This is a genomic window from Collinsella tanakaei YIT 12063, from assembly GCF_000225705.1.
Classification (GTDB): Bacteria; Actinomycetota; Coriobacteriia; order Coriobacteriales; family Coriobacteriaceae; genus Collinsella; species Collinsella tanakaei.
The window spans coordinates 447,636-464,290 of record NZ_JH126467.1; the positions used below are offsets into that span (position 1 = coordinate 447,636).

Below are 16,655 nucleotides of genomic sequence, written 5' to 3' on the forward strand. Positions count from 1 at the left end.
TTGACGGTATCCGAAAGGTGGGGTTAAATGAACAGCAACAGTACCCCGCACGCGACCCACGGAAGTGGAGCGAACCAGGCGGGGTCGTTTTCTATCGCGCAAGCGTGCCAGCGGTCGCATCCTCCGCGACATCATTCAATTATTGGTATTTTGGTAAAAATAATTTGACATTTCTCGCCAGTGAACAATAATTGGTGTCAGATTCGGCCCTAGGCGAGATGCCCCGCAACGATAAGCGGTGTGCGTAAGCCTAGGGCCTTTATTTTTTTGGAGCCAAATATGACCAAGACCGCGATACTCGTAGATGGCGGATTCTACCGCAAGCGCGCGAAGGCGCTATGGGGAGAAAAGAGCCCCGAAGAGCGAGCCGAAGAACTGAACCGCTATGTCTTCAGGCACATCCTCGAAAAGTCGGACGGGAAATCGGAGCGCGAGCTGTACCGCATCTTCTATTACGATTGCCCTCCGGTTCAGAGGACCGTGTATCATCCGCTCTTAAAGCGCAACATCGACTTCGGCAAAGCTGAAACGTACCGGTGGACGCTCGATTTCTTCGATGAACTCAAGTGCAAGCGCAAGATGGCACTGCGAATGGGCAAGCTCTCTGACGTTCGACCGCATTTCGCACTCGACCCCGAAAAAGTCAAGCGGCTTTGCTCGGGCGCGATCGGCGTGGAAGACCTCGATGAGCGCGACTTCCACATCTCGTTCTCGCAAAAGGGGGTGGACATGCGACTCGGACTCGATATCTCCTCGCTCGCGTACGAAGGCATCGTCTCGCAAATCATCCTCGTTTCGGGAGACAGCGACTTCGTTCCCGCCGCCAAGATAGCGCGTAGAAAGGGTATCGACTTTATCCTTGACCCTATGGGGAACTCCATCAGCAGCGACCTGATGGAACACGTCGATGGCAAAGAATCGTTCACCGATAGGGACCCCATGGACAAGCCGGCGCGAAAGAAGCATCAGAAGTAACGGGGAAAACATGATTAGCCCCGCTCCCCCATCAGCTTGCAGGCGAGGGGAACGGGGCCGTCACCACCACCAACAACAGCTGTAGAACGGCCTACGGGCCATCGTGATTGGAGGCGTACCCATTATGCCATCAAACGAACGGGATGGCGGACTTAGCTTCCTTAACGAAATCGAGCGCCTTCTGCATCATGGAGTTCTCCATCATGAACTCGACACCCTCGATAGTCACGCTCGGGTTCACGACCTGCACCACGTCACCAGAGGGTTTATGCACTACAACCACGCCGCGAATGTAGCCCCTGTTGGCGAGGTCTGCCACGATGGCCGTCCAGTACCTCTCGTTGATGCCGAGCGCTTCGGCGGAGAACTTGAGCGGGTCAGGGTCGATTCCCGATTTCAGACACTCGTACAGGTATTTGAGGATCGTGTACATGATGACGTGCATATCGTCTCTGGCCACGTTGGAACCTCCCGTCTCTATGGGGTGATTTGATTATGGCACAGTCTCGTAACTCATGGGGCAGCAACAACCCCGCGCGCCGCAAGGGATACCGCACCCTGCGCTACTGGGCGGACGAGCACGACGGCAGGGGCTACGTGCGCCACACGATGACCATCAAGGGCACCAAGCGCGACGGGGACGCCAAGCTCGCCGAGCTGCGCGTGAAGCACGGTGCGGATGCTCCGATGCCGACGGTCGGACAGGCTTACGAGCTGTGGTACCTCCCGGACTGCCACGCCAGGCTGGAGGTGTACGAGCGCACGGGCAAGCCGGGCAAGCGCGGCGAGACCTTGAAGCCGTCCAGCATGCGGCAGATCGAGAGCGCGTGGAGGGCTCACGTCGCTCCGCGATGGGCATCCGTCTCGATCGGGGACGTGCGGTACACGGACGTGCAGCAGTGGCTTGATTCGAAGACCGAGCAGACAGCGCAGCGCTGCATCTCGATTCTCAAATCGACGCTCAACTTCTGTATGCTCAACGAGGTCATAGACAAGAACGTGGCGGCATATGACTACCGCATGCCCACCGCCTGTAAGTCCCACGGCGATGGCACGTTCACGCTCGGGCAGCTGTCAAACATCTGGCGCGAGCTCTACGGGAGCTACGCGGAAGCGGCGTTCATTCTCATGGCGTTCGACGGCGCACGCACCGGCGAAGCGCTCGCCCCGCTGCTGTCAGAGGTCGAAGAGGTGGAGGTGGAGGGCTACCGCATGGCTTCCGTCCCCTTTATGCGGCAGGTGGATGACGGCGGCGCCGTGTCGCTCGACCAAGACCTCAAGAACGTATGGTCTCCGCGCTCGTCAGTGCTGCCGCAGCCGTTCGCCGACCGCATATTGCAAATCAAGGCGGAGCGCGAATCTGAGGGCTGCACTTACTTGTCCGATGACGGCACCGGTTCCCCGCTCCCACAGCGCATCGAGCGCCGCGAGTACTACGCCGCGCTCGGCCGCGCCGGTATCCCCCGCCAGCAGATGAGGGCGCTTCGCCGCTCGTGGAGGTCTTGGGTCTCCACGCGGGGAATCAGCCCCGAGATCCTTGAGAAGATGATGGGGCACGTGGGACTTGGGACGACTGGACGGCATTATTTGAAAATGGATAAGGAGCTTTTGGCAAAAGAAGTCCACCGCGCCTTCGCGGCGAATCCGGTGGAGTTGGAATGGTCTCCCGTTGGGATAAATTGGGATACAGACGCTTTATGCAAGCCTTCTACCTGCGGAAATGCAAAATAGTCTAGATGCAGAAGATATAGCTTACAGAGAGCTTCAACTCACCAATTTAAACGACGACGTCTCCAAGGGGACGTCGTCGTTTTTGCTTCACACTCGAACTCTAAACAAAAGCCGCGCACCAATGGGCACGCGGCTTACACGCATATAAGCGAAAAGGAGGCTAGCGAGCGACCTTAAGAACGGCCTCGCCTGCAGAAACAGCGGAATCCTCGTCCGCGCACAGCTCTACAGAAGCGAACTCAGCGCTGTTGGAAACAGCCAGCACAACAACGTCCTTATAACCAGCAGAGGCGATCTTACCGCGATCGATGCCCAGAATCGCCTGACCGGCAACTACGTGATCACCCTGGGCAACATAGCCGGTAAAGCCCTCTCCCTGCATGTTAACGGTATCAACGCCCACATGCACCAGAACCTCGACGCCGTCATCGCCCTGGATGCCAACGGCATGGCCCATGGTAACGGTCACCGTGCCGGTAACGGGAGCATAAACGACGTCGCCCTCGGGCCAAACGCCGCAACCCTTGCCGAGGACCTCGGAGCTAAAGACCGGATCGGGGATATCAGCCATCTTGCAAACGCGGCCCTTTACGGGAGCGCACAGCGTATCAGCAGAAACCTGAGCCGTTACGGATGCGGGCACCGCGGGCTTCTCGGGCTCCGCCGCCTTCTTAAACCTGTCAAAAAATCCCATTGGATCCCCCATTCAAACATCGCACCACCTCATAAGGCGCAAGGATTTACACAACACTTCATGAGTGAACGTTACCTGCCATACCAGCAGGTAACGCCATAATAATACCACGCAAAGAGCACGCAAGCAGCACGCGTCGCACAGCCATTCGCACATGAGCGCCAACGCGTTCGATGGCCTATGCCAGGTCCTCGCCGTTAGACTCGATAACCTTCTTATACCAGAAGAAACTATCCTTGCGACTGCGGTCGAAGGTGCCGTTACCCTCGTCGTCCGCATCGACGTACACAAAGCCGTAGCGCTTGCCCATCTCACCGGTTGAAGCGGAGACCAAATCTATGCAACCCCACGGCGTATAGCCCATAAGGTCAACCCCGTCAACCTCAACGGCCTTCTTCATGGCTTCGATATGCATACGCAAGTAATCGATGCGATAGCTATCGTGAATAGCTCCGTCGTCCTCAACCGTATCGAACGCGCCGAGACCGTTCTCTACAACCATCAGCGGGATACGGTAGCGCCCGTACAGCTCGTTGAGCGTCCAACGCAGGCCATCGGGGTCGATCTGCCAACCCCAATCGCTTGCCTTGAGATACGGATTCTTAGCACCACCCATGAGGTTCCCGCCGGTCGAAGCGAGAGCGGGGTCGGTAGACACGGCATTGCTCATGTAATAGCTGAAGCTGTAGAAATCGACGGTACCGCTTGCGAGGTCCTCCAGATCCCCTTCAGCAACATCGAGCTTAACGCCATATTTATCCCAGACCCTCTGGGCAAAGTGAGGATACTCGCCGCGAACCTGAACGTCGCCGCAATAATAATTACCCTCGTCCATCTTCTGCTGGCATGCGATGACGTCAGCCGGGTTGCAGCTATACGGATAATTGGCCATATAGGCGATCATGCAACCGATCTTGAAATCAGGGTTGATCTGATGGGCGAGCTTGACCGCGCGGGCGCTCGCAACAAACTGATGGTGTAAACCCTGGAAACGAAGCTGCGGGTCATCCACCTGGTTGAGGAAGTCACGCGTTCCCTCGTTGAGGATGCCCAGGCCCAGATAGCCGCCCAGAGGCATGGTACCGCAATTGATCTCGTTAAAGGTGAGCCAATACTTCACCTTATCGCGATAGCGAGTGAAGATGGTCTCGCAGTAGCGAACATAGAAATCGATAAGGTCGCGAGATGCCCAACCGTTGTATTTCTCGGTGAGATGCCAGGGTAGCTCGTAATGGCTGATGGTTACCAAAGGCTCGATACCCTGCTCGTGCAGTTCATCGAAGACCTGGTCGTAGAACGCCAGGCCCTCCTCGTTGGGCACCAGATCATCTCCGTTGGGGAAGATGCGGCTCCAGTTGATGGAGATGCGGAACACCTTGAAGCCCATCTCGCCCATAAGCGCGGCGTCCTCGGCATGGCGATGATAAAAGTCGCTTGCGAAGTGGTTGGGATAGCACAGGCCCTCTTCCCACGTACGGGTGATCTGTCGCGGCGTGGTATGGGTGCCGTTGGTCATCATATCTGCGTCGCTAGGACCCTTGCCGCCAAGGTTCCAGCCGCCCTCGAATTGGTTGGCTGCGGTTGCACCACCCCATAGGAAGTTCTTAGGGAAAGACATAGTGGGAATCCTTTCGCAAAGAAGGAAAACGAAGGGAACAAAAGGGCGCGGGGCCGAAGCGAGATGCTCCGGGCCGCGCGCCCCATATCTTGCGCAGCCCATATTAAGAGCTGACGCGATTACTACTTAGCAAGCTTCTGCTCAGGCTTATAGGTGACGTACTCGAGGACGAAGCCCACGACGGCGCCCACCAGGGAGGCGATGACGGCAGGGACGATGAAGCTAGCTCCCTCGACACCCGCGGGGGGAAGGAAGGACAGCCAGCTGAAGACGCCCAGGCCACCGGAGATGTAGACCACAGCGCCGGTGATGCCGATTATGAGGCCGCCGACGGCGGAGCCGATAGAGGCGATCACGAACGCCTTCTTATCGGGCAGGGCGACACCGTAGATAGCAGGCTCGGTAACGCCGAAGAAGAAGGATGAGATGATAGCGGGCAAGCAGATGCCGCGGAAATCCTGGTCCTTATTCTTGAGGTACATGGCGAACAGGACGGCTCCCAGGGAGAAGGAGTGGGCGATAACGGCGCCGAGGATGTAGTCATGGCCAAGGGTGGTGAGGTTAACAAGCGCGATAGGGACGAGCGACCAATGGAAACCAAAGATGACCAGGCACATCCAGAAAGCGCCGACGACGGTGCAGCCGAGGATGGAACCCACGACGGGAAGACCGAACAGGGTCTGGAAGAGCAGGCCGAGCAGGTTGGTGATCAGCGTAGCGACGGGGCCGATGAACAGATAGCCGAGAACAACGGTGACGGTGACGACGACCAGCGGGGTGAAGAACATCTTGACGGAAGCAGGCATAACCTTTTTGACCTTGTGCTCAAGCCAGGCAGCGAAGGCAATCATGAGCACGATAGGAATAACGGAGCTGGTGTAGCCGGAAGCGGGCATGATGATGGGAATGCCGAAGAACGTGGCGTACCAGGAGAACGTGCCCGCAAAGCCAAGGTCAACAGAACCAAGGACCTCACCAGAGGTCAGCGCGACCATGGTGGGATACACAAGAGCAAACGCGATGGCCATGGCGTTGAACTCGCTCATGCGGAACTTCTTAGCGGCGTTGTACGCAAGCACAACAGGAAGGAAGTAGAACATGCCGTCGGCGACCGTGTAGAGCAGCGTATAGGCGCCATCGGTAGCGAACTCAGGGAAGAACTGCGTCGCGGCGGCGAGCAGGCCCTTCATGATACCTGCGGCGGCAAAGGTGCCCAGCATGGGGGCGAAGATGCCGGAGATCAAGTCGATGAGGATAGCGGCAGGGGTCTTCTTCTCGTTGGAATCGTCATCATCAGCCGCGACCTCGCCGCCACCGTGTAGACCGGATACTTTCACGAAGCTGTCGTAGACCTCCTCAACCTTGTTACCCACGACGACGTGGTACTGACCATTGGCGTCGAGAACCTTGATGACGCCGGGAAGCGCTTCGATGGCCTCGGTATTGGCCTTGGAAACGTCCTTGAGCTTAAAGCGCAGGCGGGTGATGCAGTGAGCAAGGGATTTGATGTTGTCCTTGCCACCGATGTTGTCGAGAATGCTCTGGGACAGCTCGTCATAGTTTTTCTGAGCCATGATCATTCCTTCCGCATAGTTTCATTAATACCTATTGTTCGGATGCCCCGTCCGGCGCCTGGACGAGAGATCCCATCAGCGGCTCGCGAGGAACCGATTGATGTACATCATGAGATAGAGGCGTTCTTCCTCGGAGCACGCGCGGCCAAAGCGGTCCTCCAAATAGGAGGCAATCGCGTCGGCGCAAGCGCTGACATCGGGAAAATCATGAGAGATTCGAGCGAACAGATCGGCATTGGAATCGGAAGATGCCCTGTCCGCCTTAAGCCTCTTGATGAGATAGCGAAGATGGGTGGTGAAGCGGGCGTAGTTATATGATGCGCGGTCCACGGTGATGCCAAACTCGCGCTCCACGATATTGGTAACTTCGTCAATTGAGGAAAGCGTACGCATGACCTCGTCCATATCGTCAACCCGACCATCCGCGCGCTCGTAATTCACAAGGTGCATGGCGATGGAGCAAGCCTCGGTCCGCGGCATGGAAAACCCGGTCTCCTTCTTAAGGATCGCGAGGGCGCGAAGGCCCAGACCATGCTCGACCGGATAGACAAACTCGACCGTATCCGATAGCGGGTTCTCGATAACGCAGCCATCCTTAAGGCGCTCGACCGCAAACTGAAGGTGATCGGCCAAGGTAAGGACAACGTTGGGATTAAGCTCGCAATCAAGCTCAGCTTTTGCCATATCGATGATCTGCAGGGCGGCATCGATAACCTCGGACGGCACGGTGCGAACCATGGAGAGAATACCGTTGTTGATATTTGAAAAGACTGCTTGGAGCGTCGACTCGTCTTCGAGATAATACGGGGTCTCGTGAAAACCGATCCCCTTACCGAAAACGACCAACTCGTTGCCGCGATCATCGCGCGCCATGGCAACGTTGTTGTTGATCTTCTTAACTATGATCATGAAAAACTCCCCTAAGCATCTCATTGATCGAATCGGACGGTCCCCTTTTACGGGAAACATCCGTATCGACAAGTGATGCCTCCCGAGGAGTAACAACCTTGCTATGGCTGAAAGCATAGCCTAACAATGGCGAAATTGTAAGTATTTGTTTTCAAATACCGTTCACAGATGAATTTATACCGTTTGCGGACTGAAGCGAATAGGGAAAAGGATTAAAAAGGACGAAAATCAATCGTAGTGTGGCAAAGCGATCCAAGGGTCCGAACCCTCATCGATGAAATACAGATCTGCCTGAGGCGCAAACATCATCGCATCCATACGCGAAGAAGAACGATATGCCTCGAGACTGAAGACGCTCTTGGAATGGGACGGCGCGGAAGTGCTATCGACAATCACCCGAGAGTCGCGAAGGGCATCGATGCGATCGGTCGCAACATGCGCCATGCCGGCAAAGCCGTAATCAGCCCAGGTGCACTCACATAGATACGCAACGGCGTAAGCAAGCTCCACGCTTTCCTCCGGACAATATACAAAGAGCTCGATCACGGGCCTGGGAGCAGGTAGCCTGCCTCTGTCTTCATGGACGCCAAGGTGCTCCGCCCACCGCATGCCCCACAGGGAGAACGCGTTAGCCGCATCAAGATCTCCGCCAATAAACGTAGCACGAAGCGGAATTTGACCTGTAAAACAGGCTGATTCAAGCTCACCGTCGCTATACAAGAAGAAGTCCTCCCCCTGCTCATTCTTAATCAAATACACCGCGGCACGCGCAAAGCCATCTGCTAAACGGACCACAGAAGCAGCGCGGCAACCAAAGCAGCAACTTCCAAGGCAACAAAACGAGCAATAAGCCTCGGCAAACCGATCGATATGGCCCAATCCACGAAAGCGAATCTCTTTCTTAGCCACGATTTATTGTAAAGCAGCCAACAGCCGAATAGAAATATCGGCAGCACCATAAAGTAAGCAATGACGACAAGCGCGGGAATCGAAGCATCTCTCATGGATTCCGTGGGATGAGCGACCAGCTCTAAAGTCGCCTGCACGCAAACGACGGCAACGAAAAGGACCGTTATGTTCCAAGGTATGCGTACGATCGGATTATCGATAAAGCGCGCGCGAACGGTCCGCGGGGCCTGCGGAACCTGCGGCGTCAGGGTGGAAGACGGCGCCATAAAGAGGGAGTCTTTGGCAGCTTTGCCACTCGATGCATCCCCACGCTGCCTGCTGGAAGGAAGGTCGCCAGCGCCCACCGCAGCAGAAAACGCATTCAGCAGCGCTTGCGCGGAATCATAGCGATCGGCTGGATCGAATGCGCAAGCGCGCTCGACCACGCGTATAAGCCCCGCGCTCGCGTGCGCGCCCGTCAGCGAAGAGACAAGCTGCTCACGAGGCACGGTCGAGCCGATAAGGCAGTACGCGAGCAACATGCCCAGCGCATACACGTCGCTTCTAACCGTGGTTTGAGAAAAACCGTATTGCTCTGGTGGAGCAAACTCCCTGGTCCCAAAATGAACCGTATCAGACGACTCTCCCTCGCGCCATTGCCTGGCGATGCCAAAATCGATGAGCACAGCGGTGGGTTGGGACGAGAACCTACTTTGAGCCATGATGATATTTGAGGGCTTAAGGTCGCGGTGGATGATGGGCGGCGCGAAAGAGGCATGCAGCTCGATACAAGCGCGACACACGTCCTCAAAAGCTTGAAGAACAACGCCCCGATCAAAGCCGGCTGCCGTGAGGTACGTCTCGAGCGTAGGGCCTTCTACGTATTCCATAAGCACATCAAGCTCATCGCCCTGACTGCTAACGTTCAAAATCTCAGGAAGGTGGGCGAACCTTCGTCCTGATAGCCAGGCGTCATGAAGCGTGCGATATACGGTGCCCAAGCCGCGGTCCGCCGCGATAACCTTGTGGACAAACGGACCGTATTCTCCCCCACCCGCGCCAAGCAGATATACCACCTGCGTGCGCTCGCGCGAGCCATCCTTTAAGACGCGCTCGACACGATAATCCAAGCCCGCCTCACGGCTGGCTAGCATCGATTCAAGCTGGTCTGTCAATTCATCTGTATCCATAGCTCCAAACTATAGCAAACCGCCCGGACACAACAACGGTATCCGAGCGGAACGCGGGAACAAGGATTCTAAGACCTAGCAAATAGTGCGCTCTCCAAAACGATAGAGCTCTTCGTTCACCTTCTGAAGAGAACAACCCTTGTCGAGGCAGTAGATAATGATGGCATCGCGCCTGCTCCTGCAGTCGAGCCTGCCGGCGTCGGCGTAGCCCAACGCCCTATTGGCCTCCCTCAGCGAAAGGGCCATCGCGAAGCATATCTGCAGCACCTTATCCCTACTGGGATGACGGGCGCCCGTAAAGATCTGATATCCAAAGGTCTCGTTGAGGTCCGCCATGCGCACGACCTGGACGCGCTTCAAATGCTTCTCGTCCAAAAGCTGCTGAAGATAGGAAGCGAGGGTTATAGCTGGTTCCGTACGGTCGCGAAGAAAGCCGTCCACGCCAGAAGACCCCAGCAGCTCGTCCAACAACTCCTCTGTCAGCTTCTCAGACATTCAATGCACCCATCTTTTTTTACACCTAAGCAAGAGACCACGACGCGGAAGCATCATCGCTTAGGACGGAAGAGAAATACAGAGCCTTTACGGTTCCCTCTTTGAAATAGAGGAATCCGGTCTTTGTACCGCCAGGCGCCAACGAACCAGAGCTGAGTTCTTTGCCGTCATCAGAGAAGAACGTCGAATTCTCCTGAGCCCCCTGAGCATCCTCACCCTTCCAATCATACATGTTGTATTCTGCGGAGTTATCAGAATTGTTCACGTAGGTAACCTGAACGCCCACCAGCGCGGAACCATCGTAGTTCACGATAGAGGTATCGACCGCATCGACGGTTACCGAAAGGCCGCTTTCAAGATCAATGGAAGTGCCGACGGCGAGATTCTGAGTATTGGATGCATCGCCTGCCCCATCGTCTTCCTTAGACGGATCGTCGCCACCCTGCTGAGTGCTAACTCCCGAGACATCCGGGCCGTTGACCGCATCGTCAATGGCGGCGGAATACATGCTTTGCGTGGCGAGCACGACCACGATAGAAATAATGCTGACAACCAACCCGGCAATGGCGACACCCTTGCCAGACTTCTTACCGCGCGCACAGGAAATAACGGCGACCAGCGAAAGAATAGCCGAGATGAGGGCGAGGAAGAACGAGAAGTTGTTGACGATTGGCATGAACGAGGTAGCTGCTGCGATTATCGCAAGAACCAGACCGACTATTCCCATTACCGAGCGGGGTGCATGTGACCGCGAAGCATCCATATCTAATTTCCCTTCAATAGTGATTGGAGCAACATGTACTCAAGTATGGTTTGCACCGCGCTCAATTTCATTAGCTCAGAGCTAATAGCGGGCTACGAAATTGTACGTACGCCAAAAGCAGGTCGGCGTTTTGAGGCAAACCCTCTATCGCATTTGTAACGACATGAGTTATGGCCCTCAATATTAATAAGGATGGTATACACTTCTGTAACTTATACATTTGCACGCGCATGAGTTACTTTTGGAGGACCACATGATCGCAATCCTGCGCAAGGACGCCTCGCCCGAAGCCGTTGAGCATCTACTCAGCTGGATCGAAAAGAAGGGCCTTCAAACTAACTATAGTAAGGGCGAGAACGAGACCGTCATCGGCCTGGTGGGAGACACCACCAAGATCGATCCCTTCCTGCTTGAGTCGATGGACATCGTTGAACGCGTACAGCGCGTCTCCGAGCCCTTCAAGAAGGCCAACCGCAAGTTCCATCCCGAGGACACCGTCGTCGATTGCGGACACGGTGTCAAGATCGGTGGCGGCCACTTCCAGGTGATCGCCGGACCCTGCTCGGTCGAAGGCAAGAACCTCATCAAAATCGCCAGGCGTGTTAAGGCTGCCGGCGCCACCATGCTACGCGGCGGCGCATACAAGCCCCGCACTTCTCCGTACGCATACCAGGGCATGGGCCCCGAGGGCCTCGACCTGCTGCGCGAAGCTGCCGACGAGCTCGATATGCCCATCGTCACCGAGATTATGGACCAGCGCGACGTCCAAACGTTCCTCAATAAGAACATCGAGGTCTGGCAGATCGGCGCACGTAACGCCCAAAACTTCCCCCTGCTGAAAGAGGTGGGTAAGACCAAGGCCCCCATCCTACTCAAACGCGGCATGGCGGGTACCATCGACGAGCTGCTGATGGCGGCCGAGTACATCATGAGCGAGGGCAACGAAAACGTCATCCTGTGCGAGCGCGGCATCCGCACGTTCGAGACGCGTACCCGCAACACCTTCGACCTCAACGCCGTGCCCGTCCTGCACTACCTAAGCCACCTTCCCGTGGTCGCAGACCCCAGCCACGCCACCGGCTACACGCGCTACGTCGAGCCCATGGCGCTTGCCGCCACCGCAGCGGGTGCCGACGGCCTTGAGATCGAGGTTCACGACGACCCCAGCCGCGCCTGGTCCGACGGCGCTCAGGCCCTGACTCCCGATATGTTCGACCAGACCATGGAGCGCATCCGCCAGATCCGCTCCGTCATCTGCGACACTGAGAGCTGCGAGGCGTAAGGAACCATGGACAACACCTCTACCCCTGCAGAAGCAACTTCAAACAATCCCACCGTAGGCATCTTGGGCCTGGGCCTTATCGGCGGCAGTTTCGCCCGCGCCTACCACGCTGCCGGCTGGCGCGTCGCCGCATTCGATACCGATGCGGACACGCTTGCTATAGCCATGATCGACACGGTTGATACGGTCTTGGACGATGCCTCGCTCGCAGACTGCGACCTGGTGATTCTCTCCGCATACCCCGAGGCCTGCATCGCATGGCTTCAGTCCCGCGCCCAAACGCTAGACGAGCTGGGCGCGGAAGGTCCTTTGGTCATCGATAGCGCCGGCGTCAAGGGAGCGCTCTGCAATCGCGCGTTCGACCTGGCGAGTACCTATGGATTTACCTTCTGCGGCGCGCACCCCATGGCGGGTACCGAGCACTCCGGATACGCCTACGGTAGCGCGGATATGTTTGTCGGCGCTCCCATGGTTCTCGTCCCGCCCCAGCTGGACGATGTCGCCCGCCTCGAGCTTCTCGACAGGGCCCATACGTTGCTCTCCCCCTGCCACTTCGGGCGCTTTAGCGTCACCACGCCGGCCGACCATGACCGCGTCATCGCCTTTACCAGCCAGCTGGCCCACGTGGTCTCCAACGCGTATGTGAAGAGCCCCACGGCCCAAGCCCATCATGGCTTCTCCGCCGGCAGCTACAAGGACCTCACAAGGGTGGCGCACCTCAACCCCGATATGTGGAGCGAGCTGATGATCCAAGACGCCGACTACCTGGCCGATGAAATCGAGATCATCATCAACGCGCTCGATAAATACCGCGTCGCCCTCATCAACCGCGATCGGGTAGGGCTTCGCGAACTTCTTGCAGAGGGCGACCAGATCAAGCGCGCACTCGATGACATGCCGCGTTAAGATCTGCGAAAGGCAGGACCATGTACTCTCTTGATATCCAGGCATCTAAGCCCTACCAGGTGCTGATCGACACCTTCTTGCTTGAACGCGCAGGTGAGATCGCGCGTTCGCTCAACGCGGGACGGCGCACCCTCATCATCAGCGACTCCAACGTCGCTCCGCTCTATGCGGAACCCGTGAAGTCCGGTTTGCAGGCTGCCGGCTACACCTGCGAGCTCGCCGTATTCAGCGCCGGTGAAGAGCACAAGCGCGCGGAGACGTACATCAGCCTCCTCGAGAAGGCCGCGTCCTTTGAGATGACGCGCTCCGACCTCATCATCGCCCTTGGCGGCGGCGTGGTGGGAGATGTCGCGGGCTTTGTCGCGGCGACCTACATGCGAGGCATCGACTTCATCCAGATTCCCACCACGCTGCTGGCCATGGTCGACTCCTCCGTTGGCGGAAAAACCGCTATCGACCTTGAGGCGGGAAAGAACCTCGCCGGTGCATTCTGGCAGCCGCGTGCGGTTCTCGCCGATGTAGGCTGCCTGGGCACGCTAACGGACGAGCAATTCGCCGACGGCTGCGGAGAGGTAATCAAGCATGCCGTTATCGCGGACAGCGAGCTGTTCGAGGAGCTCGAGAAGACGCCGCTTACGCCCGAGCTCCTCAAGCAGGATCTTTCTCGCGTCGCCTACCTCATCGCCCGTAACATCGATATTAAGCGAGCTGTTGTCGAGGCGGACGAGCGCGAGTCCAACATGCGCAAGCTCCTCAACTTTGGTCACAGCATCGGCCATGGCGTCGAAGCGGCGGAATCCTACCGCCTGGGACACGGAACATGCGTCGGTATCGGCATGGTGGCCATCGCCAGCGCCTCTGTCACCGCAGAAGTGTGCGAACCCGATGTTCCCGATCGAATTGCCGCGCTCCTACGCAACCACGGGCTTTCACTTCATTTCCAAGCCGACGCCCAGAACATCTATAACGAAGCCCTTCATGATAAGAAGCGCGCAGGCAATTCGATCGATCTGGTGGTTCCGCGCGCAATCGGGGCGGTCTCGATAGCACCCACACCGCTCGATGAGTTCAAAAAGATCCTTGAGGTGGGCCTTGCCTGCGTGCACGCCTACGCCGGGGACATAGAAGACGAGTAACCAGCACATACATTTCGCAGCATCAAGGGAGCATGTATGATTGCCCATATTCATCCGACCCTGCTTTCCGGAACCATTCCGGCCATCGCCTCGAAGTCGGTTGCACATCGCCTCATCATCGTCGCCGCGCTCGCTAATGGCGACACCCACATCAAGTGCAACACCACGTGCGCCGACATCGACGCCACCATCCGCTGCCTTACGGCGCTTGGCGCCAAGATAGATGCGGTCGACGATGGCTTAATGGTAAAGCCTATGCCCAAAAGCGTCGCCTTCGGCCTGCTGAGGGCGCTGCATCATGCCACCCTCGACTGCGGCGAATCCGGCTCGACGCTTCGCTTCATGCTTCCCGTCGCATGCGCGCTGGGTGCAGAGGCGACTTTTATTGGAAGCGGTCGTTTGGGCGAAAGGCCCCTCTCCCCGCTTTCCGAGGAGCTAATCGCCGCCGGATGCGAACTCGAGGGTCTCGGCGGCTTCCCACTCAAAACATCTGGTCGAATTCGCCCTGGACGATTCGAGCTTCCCGGCGATGTGAGTTCTCAGTACATTACCGGCCTTCTGCTCGCAGCGCCGCTGCTCGACCACCCCAGCGAGATCGTTGTGAACGGGCGCATCGAGAGCCGGCCCTATATCAACCTCACCATACAGGCCATGCAAACCTTCGGAGTCGACGTCTACGTTGATCGCAGGACCCCGGGCGATGGCACAGAGGTCACCGTCTTCACCACCGAGGACGACACCTACCGCACCCCGCATGAGGCGACCGTAGAGGGTGACTGGTCCAATGCGGCCTTCTGGCTGTGCGCAGGCGCTCTGGGCAGGCTGCCCATCAAGGTCGACGGGCTCTCGCTTTCTTCCGCCCAGGGCGATCGCAACGTTCTCGCAGCCCTGTCGCGCTTTGGTGCCCGCATAGGCCGCTCCACCGACGCCGCCATTTCTCGTCCAGACAAACTCTGCGGCTTCGAGATGAGTGCCAAGGACATCCCGGATTTGGTCCCCATTATCGCCGCGGTCGCCTCCGTTGCAGAGGGCCGCACGGTGATCACCGACTGCGCTCGCCTGCGCATCAAAGAATCCGATAGGCTCGCCACCGTCGCCAAAGAACTTAGCAACCTGGGAGCGCAGATCCAAATCAAACGCGACGCGCTCATCATCGACGGCGTCCCCCAACTGATCGGCGGCACGGTCGATTCCCACAACGACCATCGCATCGCCATGATGGCTGCCATCGCCGCCTCCCGTTGCGAAAACGATGTCTACATCAAGGGCGCGGAAGCCGTAAACAAGTCCTACCCGCTGTTCTTCGATCATTATCAAGAGCTTGGCGGCATGGTCGAGCTCACGCAAGAATAGGGGCTGTCTGCATGTCTTCTTTCACCGGCAACGTCCTCAAGCTCAGCATATTCGGTCAGTCCCACTCGCCTGCCATCGGCTGCTCGCTCGACGGCATCCCGGCCGGCGTTCCCATTGACTTGGAGCGACTCCAGCTCTTTCTCGATAGACGCGCGCCGGGCCGCAATGAGACCGCGACCGCACGCAAGGAGACCGATACGGCACATATCATCTCCGGCATAGTCGACGGCCGCACCTGCGGGGCACCCATATCCGGCATTATCAAAAATGCCGACACGCGCTCGCAAGACTACTCCAACCTGCGCAGAATCCCTCGCCCCGGTCATGCTGATTATGCAGCGTATATCAAATACAAGAACAACCATGATGTCGCGGGCGGCGGTCACTTCTCCGGTCGCCTCACCGCACCCCTGTGCATCGCTGGCGGCATCGCGCTACAGGCCCTCGAGACCCAGGGCATCCGCATTGCCGCCCACATCGCCGCGCTGGGTCCGCGAGATATTCGCGATACGCCGCTCGACCCCATGAAGCCAAACCAAGTTCAGCTCAAAGCCATATCCACTAACCCGCTCCCCTGCGTAAGCGCGCACGCGGCGGCCTCTATGCGCGAATGCATAGTCGATGCAAAGTCTCATATGGACTCGGTGGGCGGCGTGATCGAATGCGTCGCGTATGGCGTTCCCGCCGGCATCGGCGACCCAATGTTCGACGGCATCGAGAACCGCATCGCCCGCCTCGCCTTCGGCATTCCCGCAATCAAGGGCGTGGACTTTGGCGCCGGGTTCTCCTCGGCCCGTCTGATGGGAAGCCAGAACAACGACTCGTACCGAATGCAGGATGGCCAAGTACTACCTCAAACCAACAATGCGGGCGGTATCGTCGGCGGCATCACCACCGGTATGCCCGTTATCTGGCACATGGCGGTAAAACCCACGCCGTCGATCGGACAGCAGCAAGACAGCGTGGATCTTGAAGCACATGAGAACGCGGAACTCAAGATCCACGGTCGCCACGATCCCTGCATCGTTCCGCGAGCAGTCCCCGTAGCAGAAGCCGTTTGCGCGGTCGCATTACTCGATGCCATGCTCGAAGACGGTGCTTTCGTCCTGCCCTGCCAAGCCGATGCCCGCTTTCGCTAAAC

Annotated in this window: 16 protein-coding genes; 7 read left to right on the forward strand and 9 right to left on the reverse strand. The window is 57.6% G+C overall.

Annotated features, from left to right (window positions below):
- Positions 1 to 279 precede the first annotated feature (279 nt).
- The gene (locus HMPREF9452_RS02270; protein WP_009140484.1) at positions 280 to 975 is read left to right on the forward strand and encodes an NYN domain-containing protein; all 696 of its coding nucleotides are present in this window, start codon (positions 280 to 282) and stop codon (positions 973 to 975) included.
- Between the two features lie 130 nt (positions 976 to 1,105).
- On the opposite strand, the gene HMPREF9452_RS02275 is transcribed toward HMPREF9452_RS02270, so the two are convergent.
- Positions 1,106 to 1,435 (reverse strand): YjcQ family protein, encoded by a 330-nt coding sequence (locus HMPREF9452_RS02275; RefSeq protein ID WP_009140485.1) that lies wholly within the window; start codon positions 1,433 to 1,435, stop codon positions 1,106 to 1,108.
- 35 nt (positions 1,436 to 1,470) lie between these two features.
- Here HMPREF9452_RS02275 and HMPREF9452_RS02280 point away from each other — a divergent pair, with 35 nt between their 5' ends.
- Positions 1,471 to 2,706, forward strand: coding sequence for a site-specific integrase (locus HMPREF9452_RS02280; RefSeq protein WP_009140486.1), 1,236 nt, complete (start codon positions 1,471 to 1,473; stop codon positions 2,704 to 2,706).
- A gap of 160 nt (positions 2,707 to 2,866) precedes the next feature.
- Here the strand turns inward: HMPREF9452_RS02280 and HMPREF9452_RS02285 are convergent, their stop codons facing one another.
- From HMPREF9452_RS02285 to HMPREF9452_RS02320, 8 genes are all read right to left on the reverse strand, one after another.
- Positions 2,867 to 3,400 (reverse strand): PTS sugar transporter subunit IIA, encoded by a 534-nt coding sequence (locus HMPREF9452_RS02285; RefSeq protein WP_040362122.1) that lies wholly within the window; start codon positions 3,398 to 3,400, stop codon positions 2,867 to 2,869.
- A 178-nt stretch (positions 3,401 to 3,578) separates the two neighbouring features.
- Complete coding sequence (locus HMPREF9452_RS02290; protein ID WP_009140488.1) at positions 3,579 to 5,018, reverse strand: glycoside hydrolase family 1 protein; 1,440 nt, start codon at positions 5,016 to 5,018, stop codon at positions 3,579 to 3,581.
- 122 nt (positions 5,019 to 5,140) lie between these two features.
- On the reverse strand, positions 5,141 to 6,592 hold the full coding sequence (locus tag HMPREF9452_RS02295; RefSeq protein WP_009140489.1) for a PTS transporter subunit EIIC: 1,452 nt from the start codon (positions 6,590 to 6,592) through the stop codon (positions 5,141 to 5,143).
- Positions 6,593 to 6,667: 75 nt separating this feature from the next.
- Complete coding sequence (locus tag HMPREF9452_RS02300; protein WP_009140490.1) at positions 6,668 to 7,501, reverse strand: PRD domain-containing protein; 834 nt, start codon at positions 7,499 to 7,501, stop codon at positions 6,668 to 6,670.
- A gap of 228 nt (positions 7,502 to 7,729) precedes the next feature.
- A complete protein-coding gene (locus HMPREF9452_RS02305; protein ID WP_147568199.1) occupies positions 7,730 to 8,254 on the reverse strand; it encodes a hypothetical protein in 525 nt (174 codons plus the stop codon).
- 29 nt (positions 8,255 to 8,283) lie between these two features.
- Positions 8,284 to 9,579 carry a serine/threonine protein kinase gene (locus tag HMPREF9452_RS02310; RefSeq protein WP_040362125.1) on the reverse strand — a complete coding sequence of 432 codons (1,296 nt, stop codon included), beginning with the start codon at positions 9,577 to 9,579 and terminating at the stop codon, positions 8,284 to 8,286.
- 75 nt (positions 9,580 to 9,654) lie between these two features.
- Complete coding sequence (locus HMPREF9452_RS02315; RefSeq protein ID WP_009140493.1) at positions 9,655 to 10,074, reverse strand: hypothetical protein; 420 nt, start codon at positions 10,072 to 10,074, stop codon at positions 9,655 to 9,657.
- 25 nt (positions 10,075 to 10,099) lie between these two features.
- The gene (locus tag HMPREF9452_RS02320; RefSeq protein WP_009140494.1) at positions 10,100 to 10,837 is read right to left on the reverse strand and encodes a DUF4352 domain-containing protein; all 738 of its coding nucleotides are present in this window, start codon (positions 10,835 to 10,837) and stop codon (positions 10,100 to 10,102) included.
- Between the two features lie 253 nt (positions 10,838 to 11,090).
- On the opposite strand from HMPREF9452_RS02320, the gene aroF reads away from it, so the two are divergent.
- The 5 genes from aroF to aroC are packed head-to-tail and all read left to right on the forward strand — an operon-like array spanning position 11,091 to position 16,653.
- Positions 11,091 to 12,119 (forward strand): 3-deoxy-7-phosphoheptulonate synthase, encoded by a 1,029-nt coding sequence (aroF, locus tag HMPREF9452_RS02325; RefSeq protein ID WP_009140495.1) that lies wholly within the window; start codon positions 11,091 to 11,093, stop codon positions 12,117 to 12,119.
- 6 nt (positions 12,120 to 12,125) lie between these two features.
- Positions 12,126 to 13,025 (forward strand): prephenate dehydrogenase, encoded by a 900-nt coding sequence (locus tag HMPREF9452_RS02330; RefSeq protein WP_009140496.1) that lies wholly within the window; start codon positions 12,126 to 12,128, stop codon positions 13,023 to 13,025.
- A gap of 20 nt (positions 13,026 to 13,045) precedes the next feature.
- Entirely contained in the window at positions 13,046 to 14,161 is a 1,116-nt protein-coding gene (aroB, locus tag HMPREF9452_RS02335; RefSeq protein ID WP_009140497.1) for a 3-dehydroquinate synthase, read from the forward strand.
- A 36-nt stretch (positions 14,162 to 14,197) separates the two neighbouring features.
- Positions 14,198 to 15,514 (forward strand): 3-phosphoshikimate 1-carboxyvinyltransferase, encoded by a 1,317-nt coding sequence (gene aroA / locus HMPREF9452_RS02340; RefSeq protein WP_009140498.1) that lies wholly within the window; start codon positions 14,198 to 14,200, stop codon positions 15,512 to 15,514.
- Positions 15,515 to 15,525: 11 nt separating this feature from the next.
- Positions 15,526 to 16,653: a chorismate synthase gene (gene aroC / locus HMPREF9452_RS02345; RefSeq protein ID WP_009140499.1), complete on the forward strand. Its 1,128-nt coding sequence runs from the start codon at positions 15,526 to 15,528 to the stop codon at positions 16,651 to 16,653.
- The last annotated feature ends 2 nt before the right edge of the window (positions 16,654 to 16,655 follow it).